Source organism: Klebsiella oxytoca (assembly GCF_009707385.1).
Lineage (GTDB): Bacteria > Pseudomonadota > Gammaproteobacteria > Enterobacterales > Enterobacteriaceae > Klebsiella > Klebsiella oxytoca_C.
In genome coordinates, this window is sequence record NZ_CP046115.1 from 4742352 (window position 1) to 4766047 (window position 23696).

The window sequence follows — 23696 nt, forward strand, 5'->3', positions numbered from 1 at the left end:
ATTTTTTGATATAGCCAAAATTAAACGCCAGATAAGTCAAAATGATAAAATAAATTATTTATTATCAATAACATAAAAAATCAACATTGCCCAAAGCCATTAATTTAGATATAAATTAGATATATCAAAATAAAAAAGGAACTCACTATGAGACATCATCACGAAGAAGGCGATGGGTCGCGCGGGCGCCACGACGAACATGGCCGCAGAGGCGGCGGGCGTCGACAGCGCTTCTTTGGCCACGGCGAGCTGCGACTGGTCATTCTGGATATCCTCACCCGCAATGCCAGCCACGGTTATGAGCTTATCAAAGAGATAGAAACCATGACCCAGGGTAACTACAGCCCAAGCCCCGGCGTCATTTATCCGACGCTCGATCTGCTCCAGGATCAGGGTTTAATCAGCGTCGCTGACGAAAACGGCCGCAAAAAAATCGCTATTACCGCCGAGGGCAGCCAGCTGCACGCGGAAAACCAGGAACAGCTGGAACATATTCAGGCCAGACTGCAGGCGCGTATGGTGGGCTGTGAACTGCGTAAAAACCCGCAGATGAAGCGCGCGCTGGAAAACTTCAAAGCGGTACTGGATTTAAAGGTTAATCAGCAGGAAATTACCGAAGCTCAGCTAAAGCAGATCGTCGGCATAATTGACCGTGCGGCGATGGAGATCTCCCAGCTCGACTGATTCTCTGCCCCATCGCAGGGCAGCCTGCACCGCCGCGAAGCGCGCGGCGGAAGCCTCTTCCCGTACCGTTTTATCTTCTCAGGAGTAAAACATGCCAATAAAAGCGCCGTGAGATTAAATTTTGTTCAATCACGCATTCACGTTGCGTTTATCCTGATTTTCCTGGCCCGCGCCGAAGTGGCGTAATCCCTGCAATACTTAATTCAGTATCATGTGATACGCCCCGCCCAGGAGCACATTTTGAACAGGTTACCTTCCAGCGCATCGGCTCTGGCCTGCAGCGCGCACGCACTGAATCTCATTGAGAAGCGAACGCTCGATCATGAGGAGATGAAATCACTTAATCAGGAGGTTAGAGAATACTTTAAAGAGCATGTGAATCCGGGTTTTTTAGCGTATCGAAAATCGGTCACTGCTGGCGGGGATTACGGAGCCGTAGAGTGGCAAGCGGGGGGATTAAATACGCTTGTCGACACTCAGGGACAGGAGTTTATCGACTGCCTGGGTGGGTTTGGGATTTTTAATGTAGGGCACCGTAATCCAGTTGTCGTTTCCGCCGTCGAAAATCAGCTCGCTAAACAACCCCTTCATAGTCAGGAACTGCTGGACCCGCTGCGGGCCATGCTGGCTAAAACCCTGGCGGCCTTAACGCCGGGCAAACTGAAATACAGCTTCTTTAGCAACAGCGGTACCGAGTCGGTAGAGGCGGCGTTAAAGCTGGCGAAGGCCTACCAGTCGCCGCGCGGCAAGTTTACCTTTGTCGCCACCAGCGGCGCGTTTCACGGTAAATCCCTGGGCGCACTGTCGGCCACCGCGAAATCCACCTTCCGCAAGCCGTTTATGCCGCTGTTGCCAGGGTTTCGCCATGTGCCGTTTGGCGATATTAACGCCATGCGCACGCTGCTGAGCGAGTGCAAAAAAACCGGCGATGACGTCGCGGCGGTGATCCTTGAGCCCATCCAGGGCGAAGGTGGGGTAATTCTGCCGCCTCCGGGCTATCTGCCTGCGGTACGCAAGCTGTGCGACGAGTTTGGCGCCCTGCTGATCCTCGATGAAGTACAAACCGGCATGGGGCGCACCGGCAAGATGTTCGCCTGCGAGCACGAAAACGTTCAGCCGGATATTTTGTGCCTGGCCAAAGCGCTGGGGGGCGGGGTGATGCCAATTGGCGCAACGGTCGCCACCGAAGAGGTATTTTCAGTACTGTTCGACAACCCATTCCTGCACACCACCACGTTTGGCGGTAATCCGCTGGCCTGCGCGGCGGCGCTGGCGACCATCAACGTGCTGTTAACGCAGAACTTACCCGCACAGGCGGAGCAGAAAGGCGACATGCTGCTGGACGGCTTCCGTCAGCTGGCCCGCGAATATCCGGATCTGGTAAATGACGTGCGCGGCAAAGGCATGCTGATGGCGATTGAGTTTGTCGATAACGAAATCGGCTATGACTTTGCCAGCGAGATGTTCCGCCAGCGGGTGCTGGTGGCCGGAACGCTGAACAACGCAAGGACGATCCGCATTGAACCGCCGCTGACGCTGACACCTGAGCAGTGTGAACAGGTACTAAAAGCGGCCCGCCTGGCGCTGGCGGCGCTGCGGGTTTCGGTGGAAGAGGCGTAGTGACTCTCCCTTATATCCGCCATATCTGTCCCCTCACGCTATCCCAGACAAAAGGTTAGCGTGAGGGGGCAGCCTCACACCTCCGGCAGCAGGCCGATAAAGCTGCGCTTCTGCCGCGGCTGCGACATTAGCTCCTCGAGCTTCGCCACGCAGGCCAGATAGTGCGGGGTTTTCTTATGCGCCAGTACCGCCTCATCATCTTTATAGGCTTCGTAGATAAAAAAACGCGTCTTCACCTCCGGGTCCTGCAATACGTCAAAGCGCAGGTTGCCCGGCTCCTGCAGCGCCCCTTCGTGGTTGGCGCGGAACACTTCAAGAAACTCGTCGACCCGTTCCGGTTTGATATTGATTTCCACCAGCGTCACGTTCATTTCAGCTCTCCCTGTTTTTCCTCCTGCCAGAACTGATACGCCTCGCGGGCGCTCAGATTCTCGTGCACCACTTTTTTCACCGCCTTGAGCATCGCGCGCGGCGCGCTGGACTGGAAGATATTGCGTCCCATATCGACGCCGGATGCGCCCTGGTCGATCGCCCGCCAGCACATCTCCAGCGCCTCATGCTCCGGCAGCTTTTTGCCCCCGGCGATGACGATCGGCACCGGGCAGCTGGCGGTGACTTTCTCAAAGCCCTCCTCAACAAAATAGGTTTTCACAAACTGCGCCCCCATTTCGGCGGCGATGCGGCTGGCCAGCGAGAAATAACGCGCGTCGCGGGTCATCTCTTTGCCGACGCCGGTTACCGCCAGCACCGGCATCCCGTAGCGGTTTCCGGCATCCACTAGTTTGATAATGTTGTTGATCGACTGATGCTCATGTTCGCTGCCGATATAGACCTGCGCCGCCACCGCGCAGACGTTCAGGCGCAGCGCGTCTTCCATCGCCACCGCCACGCACTCGTTAGAAAGCTCGCTGAGGATCGAGTTACCGCCGGAAGCGCGCAGCACCACCGGTTTGTTGGTCGCCGCCGGCACCTGACTGCGCAGTACGCCGCGGGTGCACATCAGCACATCAGTTTCTGCAAACAGCGGCGCGATAGAGAGATCGATACGCTCCAGGCCGGTAGTCGGCCCCTGAAAATAGCCGTGGTCGAACGCCAGCATCACCGTACGGTTGCTCTGTGGGTTAAAGATGCGCGCCAGCCGCGACTGCATGCCCCAGTCCAGCGAACCGCAGCCCTTCAGCGTATAGAGCGTGTTCTGCTGCGGACGGTCTAAGCCGAAGTCTTTCCCCTCTTTGATATCGTCTAAATCAGCCATCTCATCCTCCATCAGAAATCGTAGTTATTAATATTCTCTTTGGTGAATACCACCCGCTCCGGCAGCAGCACGATGCCGTTGCCTTTCGCTTCATACTGATAACCCTGCACGCTGTTGGGCTCGACTTTCAGAGTGCCGAGATCTTTCACCTCAACGCTGTCGCCGACGTTAAGATCGCCCTTTTTCAGCAGACGATCGGCGACGTTAACCGCGATCTTGCCCTGCTGTACCACATCCCACAGGCCGAAGGCTTTGACCGTATCGCGCTCCACGTAGGGGCGCATCACGTTCGGGGTACTGAAGCCGACAATCGCCACCCCCTGGCGTTTGAGGTTCTCTGCCGCCTGGGCGGCGGCCGGAAGCGCGTTGGCGTCCGGGGCGATAATGGCGTCGAGATCCGGATAGGCTTTTAAGATCCCCTCGGCAGTTTGCAGTGATTTAGTGGCGTCGTTATAGCCAAACTGGGTGGTCACCACCTCCCACTGCGGATGCTCTTTTTCGATTTTGGCTTTCGCCTCTTTCACCCACTGGTTCTGATCGGTGACCGTCGGGCTGGAGTAGAAAAATGCCACTTTGGCGGTGGGCTTCGTCACCTGCTTTTCCGCCATCTCCACCAGCAGGCCGCCGAGCTGCTGCGGCGTCCCCTGGTTGATATAGATGCTGCGGCACTCTGGTTTGGTGTCGGAGTCCCAGGTCAGAACCTTGACACCGCGCTGCATCGCCCGCTTCAGCGCCGGGCACAGGCCGTCCGGCGACACGGCGGAGACGATAATCGCGTTGTAGCCCTGGTTGACGAAGTTGTTGATCAGCTGCACCTGGCCGGAGACGCTCGGTTCGGTCGGGCCGTCGTAGGTAACGTCCACGCCGAGCGCTTTGCCCGCCTCTTTCGCGCCGTTGCCGCCGCTGGTAAAGAAGCCGACGCCAACCAGCTTAGGAATAAAGGCGATGCGGTCCGCCGCCTGGGCCGATGCCACACCCAGCGCCATCGCCAGCACGATCAGTTTTGTTTTCATTTTATGCTCCGATTGTTTTACGCGAGAAAAGACGTCGCCAGGTCATCCGCACCCATTCACGGTGCAGACTCAGCGAACGCCCCATCACCACCACAACCAACAGCGCCCCTGACAGCGCGCTCGACACCTGGTTGGGGATGCCGACCATTTGCAAACCTTGTTGTAAATAGCCCACCAGCAGCGCGGCCAGCGCCGTGCCGACGATCGAGCCGGAACCGCCGTAGATATTGGCCCCGCCGAGCACCGCTGCAGTCAGCGCCGGCATCAGCAGGTCGCGGCCTAAATCCGAGCGCGCCGAGCCGAAATAGGAGACCATCACCAGCGCCGCCACCGCCGACGCCACGCCCACCAGGCCATACAGCACATACGGCATACCGTTCACGGAAAGCGCGGCATAGCGCGCGGCGCGCGGGTTCTGCCCGAGCAGAAAAAGATGCCGCCCAAAGCGCCCGCGGTGGGCCAGCAGCCAGAAGAAAAAGGTGATAACCGCGAACAGCACCAGCGGGATCGGCAGGCCGAACAGGGTCAGGTTGGCGAAGGCGGTAAAGCTATCCGGGAATCCGCCGATGCCTTCGTAGCCGGTCGCCCCGGCCATGCCCGAAAGCAGCAGCGCGCCGCCGCCGTAGAGGTACAGGGTGCCAAGCGTAATCACCAGCGGGCTTATGCCGGTGTAGTGGATCAGCGCCGCGTTCAGCAGCCCGCACAGCAGGCCGAGCAGCAGCGTCAGCGGGATTGCAAGGCTCATCGGCCAGCCCGCCTGCATCATCACCCCCAGCGCAATGGCGCACAGGCCGATGGTCGAACCGAGCGAAATATCAATCCCGCCGCTGATGATCACCAGCGTCAGCGGCAGTGCCACGATGCCAATACAGATAAAGTCACTGGTGCTGAACAGCAGCATATTGAGATCCAGCATGCGCGGATTCAGCGCGCCGAACAGCAGGATCTCCAGCACCAGCAACGCCAGCAGCGCGCTTTCCCAGTTGAGCTTCATTTACGCCACCTCTTTGTTTTTTCGTTCGGGAAATGGGGCCACGCGCTTGCCCCCTTTATTACCGGGCTGAAAGCGGCTGTACTTCAGCGCCCGCTGATGGCGGGCCAGCGCCTGACGCAGCCGCCCGTCGAGCACCAGTACGCCGAGCAGCACCAGGCCGGCAATAAAGTCGTTCCACCAGGCCGGGAGACGGAACAGCACCAGTACGGTGTCGATTTGGGTCAGAAAGAACGCGCCGAGGAAAGCGCCAATTAGCGTACCGGTACCACCGAGCAGCGAGATCCCGCCGAGCACGCAGGCGGCGATGGCTTTCATCTCCAGGCCGCTGCCGGTCTGATTGGGCACAAAGCCAATCTGCGCGGCGAACACAATCCCGGCGCAGGCCGCCAGCATGCCGTTAAGGGTGAATGCCAGCATCCGCGTGCGGTTCACCGCCACCCCGAGCTGGCGGGCAGCGGCGAGGTTATCGCCAACGGCGTAAAAATCACGTCCAGAGGCGGTGCGCGACAGTATCCAGCCGCCCGCCAGCAGTAGCGCCAGCACCAGCCAGCCCAGCGAAGAAATGCCGATGAATGCCGGTTCCGACAGCGCTTTCAGGCTGTTCGGCAGTCCTTCAATCCATTTACCGCCGGTCCACAGCAGCATCACCCCGCGATAAAGCCCGAGGGTGCCAAGGGTGGCGACAATCGCCGGGATGCGCAGCCCCACCACCAGCAGGCCGTTAAAGGCGCCGGCCAGCGCGCCGATCGCCAGCGCGAAGGCGATGGCGGTCATCAGGCTATAGCCGCTATTGAGCGCCACGCCTGTCGCGATAGCGCTCAGGCCAACGGTGGAGCCCACCGAAACGTCAATATTGCGGGTCAACATCACCAGGGTTGCCCCCAGCGCCAGCAGGCAAAGGATTTGCGAGCTGGCGAAAATCATGCCCAGGGTTTGTAAGCTGAAATAAGCCGGGTTGAGCGCCACCAGCCCGGCAAACAGCACCACGATGGCGAGAAAGGCGCTCAGTTCGCGATTCTTTAATAACGTTTTCATGCCTGCCCTCCGAAGGCCAGGGTCATCATCCGGTCAACGCTGACCGCCTGCTGCGCCAGCTCGCCGCTCTGCCTGCCCTGATGCATTACCAGCACCCGATCGGCAAGACCAACGAACTCGTCGAGATCGCTGGAGATCATCAATACCGCCACGTTCTGCGCGGCGACGCTTTTCAGCAGCTGATAGATGTCGGCGCGGGCGGAAACGTCCACCCCACGCGTGGGTTCATCGACGATCAGCAGCAGCGGGTTAGCCTCCAGGCAGCGCGCCAGCAGTACCTTCTGCTGGTTACCGCCGGAGAGCGTGCGCACCGGGCGATCGCCATCGGCCATTTTGATCCCCAGCGCCCGGTGATAGCGCTCCACCACCGCCGCTTCGCGCCGGTTCTGCTGCCACAGCGACGGCTGGTTAAACATCACCGTGTTCCAGCGCACCGGTGCATCAAGAAACAGACCGGAAACCTGTCTGTCCTCCGGCAGATAGACCAGCCCACTGGCCAGCCTGGCGCGCGTGCTGTCGCGGCTGATATCGCGGTTTTCCAGCCACACCCGCCCTGCGCGAGCCGGCCGCAGACCGTAGAGCGTTTCGGCAAATTCGGTACGCCCGGATCCGACCAGCCCGGCGAGGCCGACGATCTCCCCGGCGCGGATCTCGAGGTTGAGATCGATAAAGCCCTCCCCGGTCAGATCTTCGACCCGCAGCACCGGAAAATCCTGCGCCTGAGTGCGCCGATTGCCCGGCAGCGCCAGCCACAGCTTTTGCGTGTCGCTCAGGGCTCGATCGCGACTGACGGGCGTCATTGCGCCAATCAGCTGGTTGTCGCCGTAATGCGCGGTTTCCCCGCTCAGCACCACCGCGCCATCGCGCATCACCGAGACGTGGCTGGCGAGCTGGCGGATCTCCGGCAGTTTGTGCGAGATAAACACGATGCCGACGCCGAGGGCCTGTAAAGAGCGGATCTGGCGAAACAGGCGCTCGGTTTCACCCGGCGTCAATGAGGCGGTGGGTTCATCAAGGATCAGGATCTGCGCGTCGCGCATCAGCCCGCGCAGGATCTCCACCATTTGCTGATCGGCCACTTCCAGGGTGCTGGCCGCCGCCTCGAGGTTAAGCTGGCAGCTAAGCTGCTGAAGCTTTTCCTGCAGGCGAGCCTCGTTATCCGTCCGTTTCGGCAGACGGAATAAAATGTTTTCCCGCACCGTCAGGTTGGGGAATAACATCGGCTCCTGCGGTACCAGATACACCCCCTGCTGGTGGGCCTGAGCGGGAGTGAGGCGCGCAAACGCGCGTCCGCCGAGGATAAGCTCACCGCTGTCGGGCGTTTCTACTCCGGCGATAATCTTCATCAGCGTCGATTTTCCGGCGCCGTTGCCGCCCATCAGCGCGTGCACCTGGCCGGAAAGCAGCGTGAAATCAATTTGCTTCAGTACGGTCACGCCGGAGAACTGTTTGCAGATTTGGCGAGCTTCAAGCAGTGGCTTCATCATCGCGCCTCGATTTGAACAAATGATTTTTTAAATTAATAATGTTCAAAAGCGTAGACGGTGAACTATATTTACAACCGTGCAACGATCACAGTTTTATGCTTTAGATCGTTTGAATAAAACCAGCGAGCGATGAAAGATCGGTTTTGCCAGTCGGCTCACATTTTCCGGCCGCGCAATAACGAACATATGATCTAAATTTTTATAAGAGTTCACTTTATGAGCGAGAAACGCATTACGGAAGAGAGCCGCTACGCCGGGCTGGCGTTAGCCGAGGAGGAGCTGGTGGCGCGGGTGGCGTGGTGTTACTACCACGATGGCTTAACCCAGAACGACATTGGCGAGCGTTTAGGGCTACCGCGGCTGAAAATTTCCCGCCTGCTGGAGAAGGGCCGCCAGTCGGGGGTGATCCGCGTCCAGATTAATTCGCGCTATGAGGGCTGTCTGGCGCTGGAAACCGAGCTCCAGCAGCGCTTCGGCCTGAAAATCGCCCGCGTGCTGCCGGCGCTGAATACCCCGCCGATGAACACCCGCCTGGGGATTGGCGCGGCGCAATCGTTAATGGGCGTGCTGGAGCCGGGACAGCTGCTGGCGGTGGGCTTTGGCGAAGCCACCATGAGCTGCCTGCAGCATCTGAGCGGCTTTATTGGCTCGCAGCAGGTGCGGCTGGTGACGCTTTCCGGCGGCGTAGGCCCGTATATGACCGGCATTGGCCAGCTGGATGCCGCCTGTAGCGTCAGCATGATCCCCGCGCCGCTGAGGGTGTCATCGGCGGATGTGGCGGAGATCCTGCGCCGGGAATCGAGCGTACGCGACGTGATCCTCGCCGCCACGGCGGCAGATGCGGCGGTGGTAGGTATCGGCGCCATTGACCAGCGTCGCGACGCTACCATCCTGCGATCCGGCTATATCAGCGAAGGCGAACAGCTGATGTTCGCCCGCAAAGGCGCGGTGGGCGACATTTTAGGGTATTTCCTGCAGGCCGACGGCAAACCGGTCGAAGGGCTGGAGATCCATCGGGAACTGCTCGGCGTCACCCTTGATGAACTGGCGCAGCTGCCAACCATCGTTGGCGTCGCCGGGGGAGAAGAAAAAGCGCAGGCGATTTACGCGGCCCTTATCGGCAAGCGGATTAATGGCCTGGTAACGGAAGAGACAACAGCACGCGCGGTGCTGACGCTGGCCTCATAACGGCCCTGCGCCGCGCAACACAAGCGAGGCGCATGTCATGAGTTACCTGTTAGCGTTAGATGCCGGTACCGGCAGCATCCGGGCGGTGATTTTCGATCTCAACGGTCGCCAGATTGCGGTCGGCCAGGCCGAATGGAAACACCTGAGCGTGGACAATGTCCCCGGCTCGATGGAATTCGATCTCAGCGTCAACTGGCAGCTGGCCTGCCAGTGCATCCGCCAGGCGCTGGCTGCCGCCCATCTCTCTGCGGCGGATGTTCAGTCCGTCGCCTGCTGTTCAATGCGCGAAGGCATCGTGCTTTACGACCGCAACGGCGAGGCCATCTGGGCCTGCGCCAACGTTGACGCTCGCGCCAGCCGCGAGGTGGCGGAGCTCAAAGAGATCCACGACGACCGTTTTGAATCCGAAGTGTACGGCGTGTCCGGGCAAACCCTGGCGCTGAGCGCCATGCCGCGTCTGCTGTGGCTGGCCCACCATCGCCCGGACATCTATCGCAAAGCGGCGACCATCACCATGATCAGCGACTGGCTGGCGGCGAAGCTCTCCGGCGAGCTGGCGGTTGACCCTTCTAACGCCGGAACCACCGGCATGCTCGACCTGTTCAGCCGCGACTGGCGCCCGGCGCTACTGGATATGGCCGGGCTGCGGGCCGATATTCTCTCGCCGGTGAAAGAGACCGGTACCCTGCTGGGCGCGGTAACCAACGCAGCGGCGCAGCAGAGCGGGCTGCGCGCTGGCACCCCGGTGGTGATGGGCGGCGGCGACGTTCAGCTCGGCTGCCTGGGCCTCGGCGTAGTGCGCGCCGGACAGACGGCTGTACTCGGCGGCACCTTCTGGCAGCAGGTAGTTAACCTGCCGGAAGTCCGTACTGATCCGGAGATGAATATTCGCGTTAACCCGCACGTCATTCCCGGTATGGCGCAGGCTGAGTCCATCAGTTTCTTCACCGGCCTGACCATGCGCTGGTTCCGCGATGCTTTCTGTGCGGAAGAGAAGCTGATTGCCGAGCGCCTCGGCGTCGACGCCTACAGCCTGCTCGAAGAGATGGCCAGCCGCGTACCGGCAGGTTCCCATGGGGTGATGCCGATCTTCTCCGATGCCATGCACTTTAAGCAGTGGTACCACGCCGCGCCATCGTTTATTAACCTCTCCATTGACCCGGAAAAATGCAATAAGGCCACGCTTTTCCGCGCGCTGGAAGAGAACGCAGCGATTGTCTCCGCCTGCAACCTGGCGCAGATTTCACAGTTTTCCGGCGTGCAGTTTGACGGCCTGGTCTTCGCCGGCGGCGGCTCGAAAGGGGCGCTGTGGAGCCAGATCCTCAGCGATGTCACCGGCCTGCCGGTGCGGGTGCCGGAGGTCCGCGAGGCGACGGCGCTCGGCTGCGCAATTGCCGCCGGAACCGGCGCCGGACTGTACAATGATATGGCGGCGACGGGCGAGAAGCTGGTGAGCTGGCATCGGGAATTTACGCCCAATCCAGCGCATCGCGAGCTGTATCAGGAGATGATGGCCAAATGGCAGTCGGTGTACGCCGAACAGCTCGGTCTGGTAGATAGCGGGTTGACGACGTCGATGTGGCAGGCGCCGGGGCTGGTGCGGCGTGCACCTGTTACCCCCTCACCCTAACCCTCTCCCCGCAGGGGAGAGGGGACCGTTCGGCACCGCTTTTTAGACCAGAACACCAGGCAAAGTTCGCCTTTCTCCCTCTCCCCTCGGGAGAGGGTCGGGGTGAGGGGAGTCTTCCTGCGCCATTCTTTGAATCCCATCACAATCGCCGCACTCCCCTTTTCCCTTTTTGCCCGCGACGGCTAAATTAGTAACTCATCCGACCACATAACAATAATTTTACACTGGAAGCCATTATGAGCCGCTACCCGTCGCTTTTCGCCCCGCTTGAGCTGGGGTTCACAACGCTCAAAAACCGCGTGTTGATGGGCTCAATGCACACTGGCCTGGAGGAGCTCCCGGACGGCGCGCAGCGGCTGGCGGCCTTTTACGCCGAGCGTGCCCGCCACGGGGTAGCGCTAATCGTTACCGGCGGGATTGCCCCCGCGCCCTCCGGCGTCACCATGGCGGGCGGCGCAGTGCTGAACGATGCCAGCCACCTCTCCCACCATCGCCATATTACCGACGCGGTGCACGAAGAAGGCGGCAAAATCGCCCTGCAGATCCTGCATACCGGGCGCTACAGCTACCAGCCGAAGCTGGTGGCCCCTTCCGCGCTGCAGGCGCCAATCAACCCCTTTACGCCTCACGAACTGAGCCACGAAGAGATTCTGCAGTTGGTTGATGATTTTGCCCACTGTGCCCAGCTGGCGCGGGAGGCGGGGTACGACGGCGTCGAAGTGATGGGCTCCGAAGGCTATCTGATTAACGAATTTCTTGCCGCGCGCACCAACCTGCGCGATGACCAGTGGGGCGGCGACTACGCCCGGCGTATGCGTTTTGCCATTGAAGTGGTCAGAGCCGTGCGGGAACGCGCGGGCAGCGACTTTATTATCATCTACCGCCTGTCGATGCTCGACCTGGTCAGCGGCGGCAGCACGCTCGCGGAAGTCACCGCGCTGGCAAAAGCCATTGAGGCCGCAGGGGCAACGATTATCAATACCGGCATCGGCTGGCACGAAGCGCGCATCCCCACCATCGCCACACCGGTGCCGCGCGGCGCGTTTAGCTGGGTCACCCGCAAGCTGAAGGGCGCGGTGTCGATCCCGCTGGTCACCACCAACCGGATTAACGATCCAGAAGTCGCGGAAGCGATCCTGGCCCGCGGAGACGCCGATATGGTATCGATGGCTCGCCCTTTTCTCGCCGACAGCGAATTTCTCTCCAAAGCGCAGAGCGGACGGGCGGATGAGATCAATACCTGCATCGGCTGCAACCAGGCCTGCCTCGATCGGATCTTCGTTGGCAAGATCACCTCGTGCCTGGTCAACCCGCGCGCCTGCCATGAAACCCTGATGCCGATAACGCCCGCGACCACGCCGAAGCGGCTGGCGGTAGTCGGCGCCGGTCCTGCCGGGCTGGCCTTTGCCGTTAACGCCGCCTCGCGCGGACATCAAGTGACCCTGTTTGATGGTCATCGCGAGATTGGCGGCCAGTTTAATATCGCCAAACGGATCCCCGGCAAAGAGGAGTTCTACGAAACCCTGCGCTACTATCGCAAAATGCTCGATCTTCACGCTGTCGATCTGCGTCTGAATACCCACGTCACGGCCGAGGATCTGCGGGCATTTGATGAGATCGTCCTCGCCACCGGGATAGCCCCGCGAATGCCCGATATCGCGGGGATCGATCATCCCAAAGTGCTGAGCTATCTCGATGTCCTGCGCGATAAAGCGCTGGTCGGCGAGAAGGTGGCGATTATCGGCTGCGGCGGGATCGGCTTTGATACCGCCATGTACCTCAGCCAGTCCGGCGTCGCCACCAGCCAGAATATTGGCGAGTTTTGCGCCGAATGGGGGATTGATACCAGCCTGCAGACCGCTGGCGGGCTACGCCCGGAAGGGATACAGCTGGCTAAAAGCCAGCGCCAGATAGTGATGCTGCAGCGTAAAACCAGCAAACCCGGCGATGGCCTGGGGAAAACTACCGGCTGGATCCATCGCGCTACCCTGCTGGCCCGCGGCGTCAAAATGATCCCCGGCGTCAGCTATGAGCGGATCGATGATGAAGGTTTACATGTGACGATCGGCGGCGAATCTCAGGTGCTTAACGTCGATCATGTGATTATTTGCGCCGGTCAGGATCCCCGCCGTGAGCTGGCCGATCCGCTGCAGGAGGCGGGTAAAACGGTGCATTTGATTGGCGGCTGCGACATGGCGATGGAGCTGGACGCCCGGCGGGCAATCGCTCAGGGCACCAGGCTGGCGCTGTCGATTTAGGGAAAGGAAACCCGGCAGGTAGCCCGACTAAGGCATCAGCCGGTAGCACGGCTAAGGCGTCAGCCAGTAGCCCGGCTAAGGCGTCAGCAGGTAGCCCGACTAAGGCATCAGCCGGTAGCCCGGCTAAGGCGTCAGCCGCGAGCCGGGGAAACCGGGGAAGCCGATAACGCTCAGCGCTGTTTACGCACCTTCGTCGCTTTCAACACCACAAATTTATTATTGGTGGCGATCGTCGTGCAGTTACCGAACGCGCGCTTCAGCTTGCGGAAATAATCGAGGTGGCGGTTGCCGACAACATACAGCTCGCCGCCGTACTTCAGGCTGCGGCGGGCATCGTTGAACATCTGCCAGGCAATATGATCGGTGATAGCGTGCTGCTGATGGAACGGCGGGTTGCAGAGGATAGCGGCGAAGCGGTCCGGCTCAATATCGGACAGCGCGTTATTCACCACAAACTCGCAGCGCTCGAGGTCATCCGGCATATTAATTTCAACGTTCAGCCGGCTGGAAGCGACCGCCATATAGGACTCATCGGTAAACATCACCCGGGCGTCGGGGTTTAAAGCCAGCGCTTGCAGGCCAATCACGCCGTTGCCGCAGCCGAGATCGGCGATCTCGCCTTCAATATTTTTCGGCAGATGTTCCAGGAAGAAACGCGCGCCAATATCCAGGCCGCTGCGGGCGAAGACGTTGGCGTGGTTGTGGATCGCCCACGGCGTACCGTCCAGCTGCCAGCTGTAAGTTTGCGGCGCATCGGCCACTTCAGGCGCGGTAAAGGTACAGAAAATCAGCCGCGCCTTTTTCCATGCCAGCGATGTGGTGGTGGTACCGAGGATCTTTTCAAATAGCGCCAACGTGGAATTATGCACATCGCGCGCTTTCGCGGCTGCGATAATGCGGGTTTCCGGGGTGACAACCTCGCGCAAAGCGCGCAGCTGCTGCTCCAGCAGCGCCAGCTGTTTGGGTATTTTAATCAATACCAGCGCCGGAGCCGCAGGCAACTCGCTCAGGGAATCCTGAAAACGTACGCTCTCTTCATCGATGCCGTTCATTCGCAGGTTGTAGCGGGTCGCCAGCTTAGACACGTAGGAATCGTTGATGCTGAGCGGATTGCGTTCCGCCAGCGCACAGCCCAGCGCGCCGAAGCTGTCATTGAAAATGAGCGTCAGGCCGTCGACGTCATTCACCTGTTGCAGCAGATATTCATCCGCCGCTTCCCACGCCTGAAGCGCTTCCTCTTCAGCATTGGGTGGGAATCGCTCTAATGTGAATAACTCACCGTTTAACTCTACCTGGCTCATCGCCTCTGTGCCTCCGGAACTCTAAAACCCGCGAGTTTATACGCAAACCTCGCCCAGTAGAATAGAGATGCGCCGATTATCTCTATCTGCCGGACGATAGCCCATTATGCAGGAAGATCGTTCTGCGCCAGGCGGGACAGGCGCTTATCATCCAGGCTGTACTTGCTCATGATAACCACCAGCAGCGCCACCAGAATGCCGGGGAAGACGGTGAAAAGCAGCTTGATCATCTCCAGCGCAGATTCGGTTTGTTGCGCTGCGCCGCCAACGTAGTCGCCCCATGCCAGCATATAGCCCACCAGCGCGCCGCCGATAGCAATCCCCAACTTGATAGCAAAAAGGTTAGTTGAAAACACGATCCCGCTGAGTTTTTTACCGCTGCGTTTTTCTTCCGCATCGATAATATCGGACAGCATGCTCCACTGCAGCGGCGTGGCGGCTAGCTGAATAATATTGATGATAATCACCAGCGCAAAGATAGCGCCCACGTTGCCCGCCGGAACAAAGTACATGCCGATCAGCAGCACCGCTTCCAGAGCCATCGATATTTTAAAGCCTTTCACCTTATCGATATTTTTAAAGATAAACGGAGATAGCATCGCCCCCAGCACGCCGGAGGCCAGAGTGGTGGTCAGCAGCAGGCTGCCCAGATCCGCCCGCCCCATAATATTGTTGACGTAATAGAGAGTCGTGCCGCCTTTAAACAACACCGCAATCAGGTTAACAACGTTGAGCACAAACAGAATGCGCCAGTCCTTATTGGAGAGCAGGGTTTTCAGGTCATCAAGAATGCTGCTTTGGGTATTAACCGCAATATCCGTGGTGTAACGCTCTTTCGTCAGGCCGAAGCAGATAAAGAAGAGGATAATGCTCAGGCATCCCATCACAATCATGGTGTAAAAATAGCCGTTTTGCACATTGCCCTGACCCAGCCACGCCACCAGCGGCAGCGCGGTGAGCGAGACAATCAAACCGCCGAGCGTACTGAGCGCAAAGCGCCACGACTGGAGCGAAACGCGCTCGCGGGAGTCGTTAGAAATGTTGTTGATCATCGCGCAATACGGAACGTTAATCGCCGTATACACCAGAGATAACAATGTATAAGAAACATAGGCATAAATAAGCTTACCGGTATAACCAAAATCCGGCGTGTAAAACGTTAAGCAGCAAAGAACGCCGAAAGGAATAGCGAACCATAAAATATAGGGACGGAATTGTCCGTATTTAGTCCGCGTGCGGTCCGCGACCGCTCCCATTAATACATCGGTCACCGCATCTAATACCCTTACCGCAAGGAACATCGTTCCCATGTGCGCCGGGCTTAAACCAAATACGTCGGTATAAAACCAGGCCATAAACAGCATCACCGTTTGCCAGACTAAATTACAGCCGGTATCACCTAACCCATAGCTGAATTTTTCTTTTGTACTTATACGGGCTGTATTCATCGCGCCTCCGCCAGAAAAATCGTTAATATTTGTCCTCTGTAAGTTATTGCGAAGGCGGATCAGGTTATGTATAAATCATCCTGTTAAATATAAGAAGAGTGTACCCGATGAGTGACCAATCTCCCGTTTTCGAAAAAATCCCCGTAGGCGCCGGTGAGCAGTTTACGCTACGGGTAGATAACATAAATGATTTCAATGGAATAAACGTAATTCCCCATTTTCATATGATGGACGAACTGATGTGGTTCAGGGAATCAGGGGGCAGCTATTCGATTGGTGATGAAAAATTTACAATAAAAAACAATACGCTGGTATTTGTTCCTGCCTTACTGATTCATGAAATGACGCTACCAGCCGCCGCCAGCCACAAGCGTTATCTTATGCAATTCGAAAAAGAGTGGCTTGAGGGATACGACCTGTCGCTACCCGCGGCCCACTGCGGCGCAGTCGCGTACCTCTCCGGCGAGGAAGCCGAGCGTCTGGAGCTGCTGCTGAGCTGGTGCGGCGAGTTCAGCGACTTCTCCGATTCGCTATTCCGTTCCCTGATGCAAAGCGTGCTGCTGCATGCTTTTAATAGTCTGAAAGATTCTGTCCCCATTACCGAACGAACCAACCATCGCTACCTCAGCGAACTGATTGAACTGCTTCAATCTATTGATGAAAATGAAAATTTTGAAATGACGACCGAAGAAGCCGCCCGCCGCTGCCGGTGGTCAAAATCCTGGTTTTCCCGCACCTTTAAATCCGCCTTTGGAATCAGCTTCAAGAAATTTATGCTGCTGCGCAAACTCAATATCGCTATCAATCTGCTGACCAATACCGACCTGAAGATCAGCGATATCTCGCAAAGCGCCGGCTTCACCGACAGCGCCTACTTCTGCCTAAAGTTTAAAGAGATGATGAACGATACCCCGCAGTCCTTCCGGCACAAAGTCAGAAGCACCGCAGCCGTGGGCAGTCGGGCGGACAAATAACTCTTTTTTGTGAGCAACATCACCGGATAAGTAGACGTTTATTATATAAACAGAAACAATCTATATATCTCCCGGGCTGTCGTCTATTTACAATTATCGCTATATTTTGCGCATTAAGGGTAAATACGATGATTCAGAATCCTGTGTTTAAAGGTTTTAATCCTGATCCCAGTATATGTCGCCGCGGCGATGATTATTATGTGGCTGTATCATCCTTTGAATGGTTCCCCGGCCTGCCGATTTATCACTCCAGGGATCTTAAGCATTGGCAATTACTTACCCACGTGCTTACCGATGATAATAACCCGGATTTAAAAAAGCTGCCCTCCGCCAAAGGTATTTGGGCACCAAGCCTGACCTGGTGCGAAGAAGAAAAACTATTTTACGTTATTTATGGCGTGATGAACTCTATGAATTCGCGTTATTTTGACGTTGATAATTATCTTATTACCGCCGGGGAAATAACCGGTCCCTGGAGCGAGCCTATTTATCTCCATTCCGCCGGATTCGACGCGTCAATTTTACACGACGATGATGGCAAAAAATGGATCGTCTCTCTGGAGTGGGAAACTCGCGAAGGTTACGAAAAGCCTGGCGCCATTTGCCTGGTGGAATATTCGCCGCAAGCGCAAAGCGTTATCGGTTATCCGCAGCGGATCTGGCACGGCGGTACCGATCGCGGCTGTATCGAAGCGCCGCATCTGACGCGACGCGGCGACTATTACTATCTGATGGTCGCCGAAGGCGGCACCGGCTACGGCCATGCGGTCACTATGGCGCGCGCAACGGAGGTCACCGGACCTTATCAAGGCGATCCGCTGAACCCGATCGTCACCTCCTGGCCGGAAAACTTTAACGAGCGCAAAGATGCAGGCCATCTCAAGCCGCACTATTTCAATCCGCAAACCTACCTGCAAAAAGCCGGGCACGGTAGCTATGTCGAAACTCCAACCGGCGAAGTCTGGCTAACCCATCTTTGCAGCAGGCCGTTTCGCCAAGAGCTACGCTGCCCGCTGGGCCGTGAAACGGCGATTCAAAAGATGATCTGGAGCGACGATGGCTGGCTGCGCCTGGCCGCGGGAGGCAACCTCGCTCAGCATCAGGTTGAAGAATCGAACCTGCCTGCGCATCCTTTTCCGGCGAAAGCGGATACAGATGATTTTAACGGGCAAACGCTGGATAACGCCTTTTATGCTCCAAGGATCCGTTTTCAGCGCTTTGCCAGCCTGCAGCGTAAAGCGGGCTACCTTGCCCTACGCGGCCAGGAGTCGCTGAGCTCGCTCAATAAAGTTAGTCTGCTGGCGAAAAAGCTCACCTCGGTATACGCCACCATGACTACGAAGATGGATTTTAGCCCGGAGATTTATCAGCACAGCGCCGGTCTGGCGCTCTATTACGACAACATGAACTATCTGTTTTTACACAAAACATGGGATGACGCCTCTGGCGCTGCGCAGCTGGCAATTATTTATATGGATAACGGCGAGCGCCACGACGACCCGCATAAAATCCGCCTCGCGGAAGGAGAAATCTACCTCGCGATGGCCATTAACGGCCGGGAGGTACAGTGCTCATGGTCCGTCGATGGCGAAAAATACCAAAACATCGGCGCGGTCTACGAGACATCACGTTTTTCCGATGAATACAGCCGCTACGGCGAGTTTACCGGCGCGTTTGTCGGCATGGCCTGCGTGGATAGCATGCTGCATCGGAAAGAGGCGCTGTTTGATTTCTTCAGCTATCGCGCGCTTGAAGATGCGATCATCGAGTAACGCAGCCTTTCTGGCATCCCGCCCGCGCGGGATGCTAGAATTCGCGGCTGTTGTCGCTTAATTACGCAAACAGGCCACATGAGCACATTAACCTATCTCCAGGGCTACCCTGAATCCCTGCTGGCGCAGGTCACCGCGTTGATCGAACAGAACCGCCTCGGTGAAGTGCTGAAAAAACGCTATCCGCAAGGCCATGATATCAACAACGATAAAGCGCTGTACCAGTACACCCAGGATCTGAAAACCCGCTATCTGCGCGGAGCAGCGCCTATAAATAAAGTGATGTACGACAGTAAGATCCACGTGCTGAACAACGCGCTCGGCCTGCATACCGCTATCTCCAGAGTGCAGGGAGGTAAGCTGAAGGCCAAAGCCGAAATTCGCGTCGCCACCGTCTTTCGCGATGCGCCGGAGGATTTTTTGCGGATGATCGTGGTGCACGAGCTGGCGCACCTGAAGGAAAAAGATCACAACAAGGCGTTCTACCAGCTGTGCTGCCATATGGAGCCGCAGTACCATCAGCTGGAGTTTGATACCCGCCTGTGGCTGACCCAGCTTTCGTTAGAGCGTTCTGCGCCATAGCGCACTGGTTTTGTCATGATGGCGTGTTACAGTGACGAAAGGTCCCTTTTATGGAGTTCGTCAACGTTTATGATACGTTTCGCAGTTGTTGGCACAAACTGGATAACCAAACAGTTTGTCGATGCCGCCCATGAAACCGGTAAATATAAACTTACCGCCATTTACTCCCGCAGCCTTGAGCAAGCCCAGTCCTTCGCCAGCGATTATCCCGTCGAACATCTGTTCACCTCGCTGGACGATTTAGCGCAAAGCCCGGATGTTGACGCGGTTTATATCGCCAGCCCTAACTCACTGCACTTCCCACAAACCCGCCTGTTTCTGAGCCACAAAAAGCATGTCATTTGCGAAAAGCCGCTGGCCTCAAACCTGCAGGAAGTGGAAGCCGCTATCAAGGTCGCGCGGGACAATAACGTGGTGCTCTTCGAAGCGTTCAAAACCGCCAGCCTGCCCAACTTTTTACTGATAAAAGAATCGCTCGATAAAATCGGCAGACTACGTAAGGCTTTTATTAATTACTGCCAGTACTCTTCCCGCTATCAACGCTATCTCGACGGTGAGAATCCAAATACCTTCAACCCGGCCTTCTCTAACGGTTCGATCATGGATATCGGCTTTTACTGCCTGGCCTCCGCAGTTGCGCTGTGGGGCGAGCCTCGCGCGGTACACGCCAGCGCCAGCCTGCTGGAGAGCGGTGTCGATGGCCAGGGCACGGTCGTCCTGAGCTACGGTGATTTTGATGTCACCCTGCACCACTCGAAGGTAAGCGATTCGGCAATCCCGAGCGAAATCCAGGGTGAAGCCGGCGCGCTGGTGATTGAGAAAATCTCTGAGTGCCAGAAGGTCTGCCTGGTCCCGCGCGGCGGCAAGTCGCAGGATCTTACCCAGCCGCAGCATATCAATACCATGCTCTATGAAGCGGAAGAGTTCGCTCGTCTGGTGGAAGGCAACGAGGTGGCTCATCCGGGTCTGGAAGTGAGCCGCATCACGGCGAAGCTGCTAAGCGAAATTCGTCGCCAGACCGGCGTGGTCTTCCCGGCGGATAGTCAGCCGGTGGCGTAAAGCTGTGTAAATGGTACGTCAAACTCCATTGACGCCATTTATAACCTGTAATACTTTGTTACGCGCAAAGGGGAGTAACTTCCTTGCCGGCCGATCGTCATTACGATGTGTGAAAAACCGCATCCGGTCGCCGGGCAACAGATTCTTGTTGTAAGTGAGACCTTGCCGGAAGGCGAGGTCTATGCATAAAAGCGCAGCGGCTGCCGTCTTCCGACGTCAGCCGTTTTGTTTTTATGTAAGGAATATCGTAATGAATACTGTCGGCACACCGTTGTTATGGGGCGGATTCGCAGTGGTCGTGGTCATCATGCTGACTATCGATCTGCTGCTGCAAGGACGGCGTGGTGCACATAGCATGACCATGAAGCAAGCCGCTGGCTGGTCAATTCTCTGGGTTACCCTCTCACTTCTGTTTAACGCCGCTTTCTGGTGGTATCTGGTGCAGACCGAAGGTCGCGCCGTGGCCGACCCGCAAGCGCTGGCGTTCCTCACCGGCTATCTGATTGAAAAAGCGCTGGCCGTGGATAACGTCTTCGTCTGGCTAATGCTGTTCAGCTACTTTGCCGTACCGCCTGCGCTACAGCGCAGAGTTCTGGTCTATGGCGTACTGGGCGCAATCGTGCTGCGTACGATAATGATCTTCGCCGGCAGCTGGTTGATTTCTCAGTTCGAGTGGCTGCTCTACGTCTTCGGCGCCTTCCTGCTGTTTACCGGGGTGAAAATGGCGCTGGCGAAAGAGGACGATTCCGGGATCGGCGATAAGCCGCTGGTACGCTGGATCCGTAGTCATCTGCGCATGACCGATAAGATTGACGGCGAACATTTCTTTCTGCGTAAAAACGGCGTGCTGTACGCCACGCCGCTTCTGATGGTGCTGATCCTGGTCGAGCTGAGCGATGTTATCTTTGCCGTTGATAGCATTCCGGCCATCTTCGCCGTCACCACCGATCCGTTTATCGTGCTGACCTCAAACCTGTTCGCGATTCTCGGCCTGCGCGCGATGTATTTCCTGCTTGCGGGCGTCGCAGAGCGCTTCTCCATGCTGAAGTATGGTCTGTCGGTGATACTGGTGTTTATCGGCATCAAGATGCTGATTGTCGACTTCTACCATATTCCAATCGGCGTGTCGCTGGGCGTAGTCGGCGGTATTCTGGTTCTCACGCTGCTTATCAACGCCTGGGTTAACAAGCAGCACGACAGGAAAAAACAGCTGCAATAAGCCTGCATGGTCGGGTGGAAGCCAATTTCACCCGGCCAGCAACGTTTTCCGCGTCTTATTCTTACTCATGTCACAAAATAGTTAAAATCTAGTTAAAAAATAAGTCATCAGAGCGACAAACAGCATTTTACCCTTCCCCAATAGCGTTCTTTCCGTATACTCAACCAGGCAAACATCTATTTACATCCGGACATAAACGTTACAAAGAATACGTCGCCGGGACGAACTGCAACATCACAGGAAGGAATGAAGCATGGCAACACAATCACCCCGATCGACCCTGCTAAGGCGGCTGGCACAGGGCAGCCTGGTCAAACAAATTTTAGTCGGTCTGGTACTCGGCGTACTGCTGGCGACGGTCTCAAAGCCGGCCGCCGTAGCGGTTGGGCTGCTGGGTACCCTGTTCGTCGGCGCGCTGAAAGCGGTAGCGCCGGTGCTGGTACTGATGCTGGTTATGGCCTCCATCGCCAACCATCAGAAGGGACAAAAAACCAGCATTCGTCCAATTCTGTTCCTTTATCTGCTGGGAACGTTTGCCGCCGCGTTAACCGCGGTACTGTTTAGCTTTATCTTTCCGTCAACGCTGCATCTGAACGCCGCGGCAGATAGCATCACCCCGCCGTCAGGGATCGTCGAAGTCCTGCGCGGGCTGTTGATGAGCATGGTCTCTAACCCGATCGACGCGCTGCTGAACGCCAACTATATCGGGATTCTGGTATGGGCCGTCGGTTTAGGATTCGCGCTGCGCCACGGGAATGAAACCACTAAAAATCTGATTAACGATATGTCCCACGCGGTGACCTTTATCGTTAAGGTAGTGATTCGCTTTGCGCCGCTGGGTATCTTCGGCCTGGTTGCCTCAACGCTGGCGACCACCGGCTTTGAGACCCTGTGGGGCTACGCCCAGCTGCTGCTGGTGCTGGTTGGCTGCATGCTGCTGGTGGCGCTGGTCATTAACCCGCTGCTGGTGTTCTGGAAAATCCGCCGTAATCCGTATCCGCTGGTGCTGCTCTGCCTGCGCGAAAGCGGAGTTTACGCCTTTTTCACCCGCAGCTCCGCCGCCAACATTCCGGTGAATATGGCGCTGAGTGAAAAGCTAAACCTGGATCGCGATACTTATTCCGTTTCCATACCGCTGGGCGCCACCATCAATATGGCCGGGGCAGCGATTACTATTACGGTGCTCACTCTGGCGGCAGTACATACTCTGAATGTCCCGGTGGACCTGCCGACCGCGCTGCTGCTGAGCGTCGTGGCTTCGCTGTGCGCCTGCGGCGCTTCCGGCGTGGCGGGCGGTTCGCTGCTGCTGATCCCGCTGGCCTGTAATATGTTTGGTATTCCAAACGATGTTGCCATGCAGGTTGTTGCCGTCGGCTTTATTATCGGGGTATTGCAGGATTCCTGCGAAACCGCGCTGAACTCCTCTACCGATGTTCTGTTTACTGCCGCGGCCTGTATCGCGGAAGACGAACAGATTGCCAGGAACGCCGTGCGTAACTAAGCTCGCCCTTCCCCTCCGCTAACGCGCGGAGGGGCTCTCTTCCTGTACCGCCTTTTCCACTCTGAACGGATCTATACCGCGCTTTTGCATCCGCCGGAAGCGGATGATGTTCAGGCCGTTCATCAGCAAAAAGCTGCCTTCAATCAGGGTGCCGCCAATCGAGCCCAGCCAGAAGTTGTGGATCACCCAGCAGGCGGTCGCGCACCACATGACGTAGCGGACGGTTAATCCCGAGCAGCGAAAGAGCGCCCAGGTGCTGGCCAGGGTGCCAATAATCGGCAACAGTTCCATAGCGTGCTGCAGTTTCGCCAGCCCCAGCACCAGCGTGAGCAGAATAAACACCGTCATCACCCACAGCCTGCGGGTGCGCATTGAAACAAGGGTTCTGACGGTATTGAGCTCGGCGCTCATTCCCGCCGGCCAGGCCCCCATCAAAAAGAAATGTACGCCAATGGTGGCGCTATAGACCGCCAGCTGCAGTTTAAAGCGTCGCTCATCGCGATTGAAAAAGGTCGTAATACCGATCAGAAAGGCGATGACGCCAACGCCCTGGGCAAGCCAATACGCGGTCATGAAAAGTCCTTATAAAACAAAACGGCGCATCATACTCTGAAACGCCGCTTCCGGAATACCGCCCTTTTATTACTCAAAAGATTTCACACCGCAATCACGGCGT

General features: G+C 57.3%; 20 protein-coding genes. 11 read left to right on the top strand and 9 right to left on the bottom strand.

Annotated elements, in window-relative coordinates; all coding sequences use genetic code 11:
- Positions 1-147: 147 nt before the first annotated feature.
- Together GJ746_RS22085 and ygjG are read left to right on the top strand one after the other, a co-directional pair.
- Entirely contained in the window at positions 148-684 is a 537-nt protein-coding gene (locus GJ746_RS22085; protein ID WP_154682112.1) for a PadR family transcriptional regulator, read from the top strand.
- Positions 685-924: 240 nt separating this feature from the next.
- Positions 925-2304 carry a putrescine aminotransferase gene (gene ygjG, locus GJ746_RS22090; RefSeq protein ID WP_004854393.1) on the top strand — a complete coding sequence of 460 codons (1380 nt, stop codon included), beginning with the start codon at positions 925-927 and terminating at the stop codon, positions 2302-2304.
- Positions 2305-2378: 74 nt separating this feature from the next.
- Here the strand turns inward: ygjG and lsrG are convergent, their stop codons facing one another.
- The 6 genes from lsrG to lsrA are packed head-to-tail and all read right to left on the bottom strand — an operon-like array spanning position 2379 to position 8085.
- Positions 2379-2675: a (4S)-4-hydroxy-5-phosphonooxypentane-2,3-dione isomerase gene (gene lsrG / locus GJ746_RS22095; RefSeq protein ID WP_154682113.1), complete on the bottom strand. Its 297-nt coding sequence runs from the start codon at positions 2673-2675 to the stop codon at positions 2379-2381.
- Complete coding sequence (lsrF, locus tag GJ746_RS22100) at positions 2672-3559, bottom strand: 3-hydroxy-5-phosphonooxypentane-2,4-dione thiolase (protein WP_154682114.1); 888 nt, start codon at positions 3557-3559, stop codon at positions 2672-2674. The genes lsrG and lsrF overlap by 4 nt, the downstream gene beginning before the upstream one ends.
- Before the next feature lie 11 nt (positions 3560-3570).
- On the bottom strand, positions 3571-4572 hold the full coding sequence (gene lsrB / locus GJ746_RS22105; RefSeq protein ID WP_154682115.1) for an autoinducer 2 ABC transporter substrate-binding protein LsrB: 1002 nt from the start codon (positions 4570-4572) through the stop codon (positions 3571-3573).
- Between the two features lies 1 nt (position 4573).
- The gene (lsrD, locus tag GJ746_RS22110) at positions 4574-5566 is read right to left on the bottom strand and encodes an autoinducer 2 ABC transporter permease LsrD (protein WP_154682116.1); all 993 of its coding nucleotides are present in this window, start codon (positions 5564-5566) and stop codon (positions 4574-4576) included.
- On the bottom strand, positions 5567-6601 hold the full coding sequence (gene lsrC, locus GJ746_RS22115; protein WP_154682117.1) for an autoinducer 2 ABC transporter permease LsrC: 1035 nt from the start codon (positions 6599-6601) through the stop codon (positions 5567-5569).
- Positions 6598-8085, bottom strand: a complete 1488-nt coding sequence (lsrA, locus tag GJ746_RS22120) for an autoinducer 2 ABC transporter ATP-binding protein LsrA (protein ID WP_154682802.1) — start codon at positions 8083-8085, stop codon at positions 6598-6600. Before lsrA ends, lsrC begins: the two co-directional genes overlap by 4 nt.
- Before the next feature lie 219 nt (positions 8086-8304).
- Between lsrA and lsrR the strand changes: the two genes are divergently transcribed.
- From lsrR to GJ746_RS22135, 3 genes are all read left to right on the top strand, one after another.
- Positions 8305-9276, top strand: coding sequence for a transcriptional regulator LsrR (lsrR, locus tag GJ746_RS22125; RefSeq protein ID WP_154682118.1), 972 nt, complete (start codon positions 8305-8307; stop codon positions 9274-9276).
- 37 nt (positions 9277-9313) lie between these two features.
- A complete protein-coding gene (gene lsrK, locus GJ746_RS22130) occupies positions 9314-10906 on the top strand; it encodes an autoinducer-2 kinase (protein WP_154682119.1) in 1593 nt (530 codons plus the stop codon).
- 236 nt (positions 10907-11142) lie between these two features.
- Positions 11143-13164, top strand: coding sequence for an NADPH-dependent 2,4-dienoyl-CoA reductase (locus tag GJ746_RS22135; RefSeq protein WP_154682120.1), 2022 nt, complete (start codon positions 11143-11145; stop codon positions 13162-13164).
- Positions 13165-13334: 170 nt separating this feature from the next.
- Here GJ746_RS22135 and rlmG read toward each other — a convergent pair whose 3' ends face one another.
- On the bottom strand, positions 13335-14465 hold the full coding sequence (gene rlmG / locus GJ746_RS22140; RefSeq protein ID WP_154682121.1) for a 23S rRNA (guanine(1835)-N(2))-methyltransferase RlmG: 1131 nt from the start codon (positions 14463-14465) through the stop codon (positions 13335-13337).
- 104 nt (positions 14466-14569) lie between these two features.
- Positions 14570-15913, bottom strand: a complete 1344-nt coding sequence (locus GJ746_RS22145) for a glycoside-pentoside-hexuronide (GPH):cation symporter (protein WP_154682122.1) — start codon at positions 15911-15913, stop codon at positions 14570-14572.
- 107 nt (positions 15914-16020) lie between these two features.
- On the opposite strand from GJ746_RS22145, the gene GJ746_RS22150 reads away from it, so the two are divergent.
- The 6 genes from GJ746_RS22150 to sstT all read left to right on the top strand — a co-directional run bounded on the left by GJ746_RS22150 (position 16021) and on the right by sstT (position 23020).
- Positions 16021-16887, top strand: coding sequence for a helix-turn-helix domain-containing protein (locus GJ746_RS22150; protein ID WP_154682123.1), 867 nt, complete (start codon positions 16021-16023; stop codon positions 16885-16887).
- Between the two features lie 128 nt (positions 16888-17015).
- On the top strand, positions 17016-18659 hold the full coding sequence (locus tag GJ746_RS22155; protein WP_154682124.1) for a glycoside hydrolase family 43 protein: 1644 nt from the start codon (positions 17016-17018) through the stop codon (positions 18657-18659).
- Between the two features lie 78 nt (positions 18660-18737).
- Entirely contained in the window at positions 18738-19241 is a 504-nt protein-coding gene (locus GJ746_RS22160) for a M48 family metallopeptidase (protein ID WP_154682125.1), read from the top strand.
- Positions 19242-19310: 69 nt separating this feature from the next.
- On the top strand, positions 19311-20300 hold the full coding sequence (locus GJ746_RS22165) for a Gfo/Idh/MocA family protein (protein ID WP_154682126.1): 990 nt from the start codon (positions 19311-19313) through the stop codon (positions 20298-20300).
- A gap of 250 nt (positions 20301-20550) precedes the next feature.
- On the top strand, positions 20551-21519 hold the full coding sequence (locus tag GJ746_RS22170) for a TerC family protein (RefSeq protein WP_154682127.1): 969 nt from the start codon (positions 20551-20553) through the stop codon (positions 21517-21519).
- A gap of 253 nt (positions 21520-21772) precedes the next feature.
- Positions 21773-23020, top strand: coding sequence for a serine/threonine transporter SstT (gene sstT / locus GJ746_RS22175; protein WP_154682128.1), 1248 nt, complete (start codon positions 21773-21775; stop codon positions 23018-23020).
- 18 nt (positions 23021-23038) lie between these two features.
- Here sstT and GJ746_RS22180 read toward each other — a convergent pair whose 3' ends face one another.
- Positions 23039-23593: a YgjV family protein gene (locus tag GJ746_RS22180; RefSeq protein WP_154682129.1), complete on the bottom strand. Its 555-nt coding sequence runs from the start codon at positions 23591-23593 to the stop codon at positions 23039-23041.
- Positions 23594-23696 lie beyond the last annotated feature (103 nt).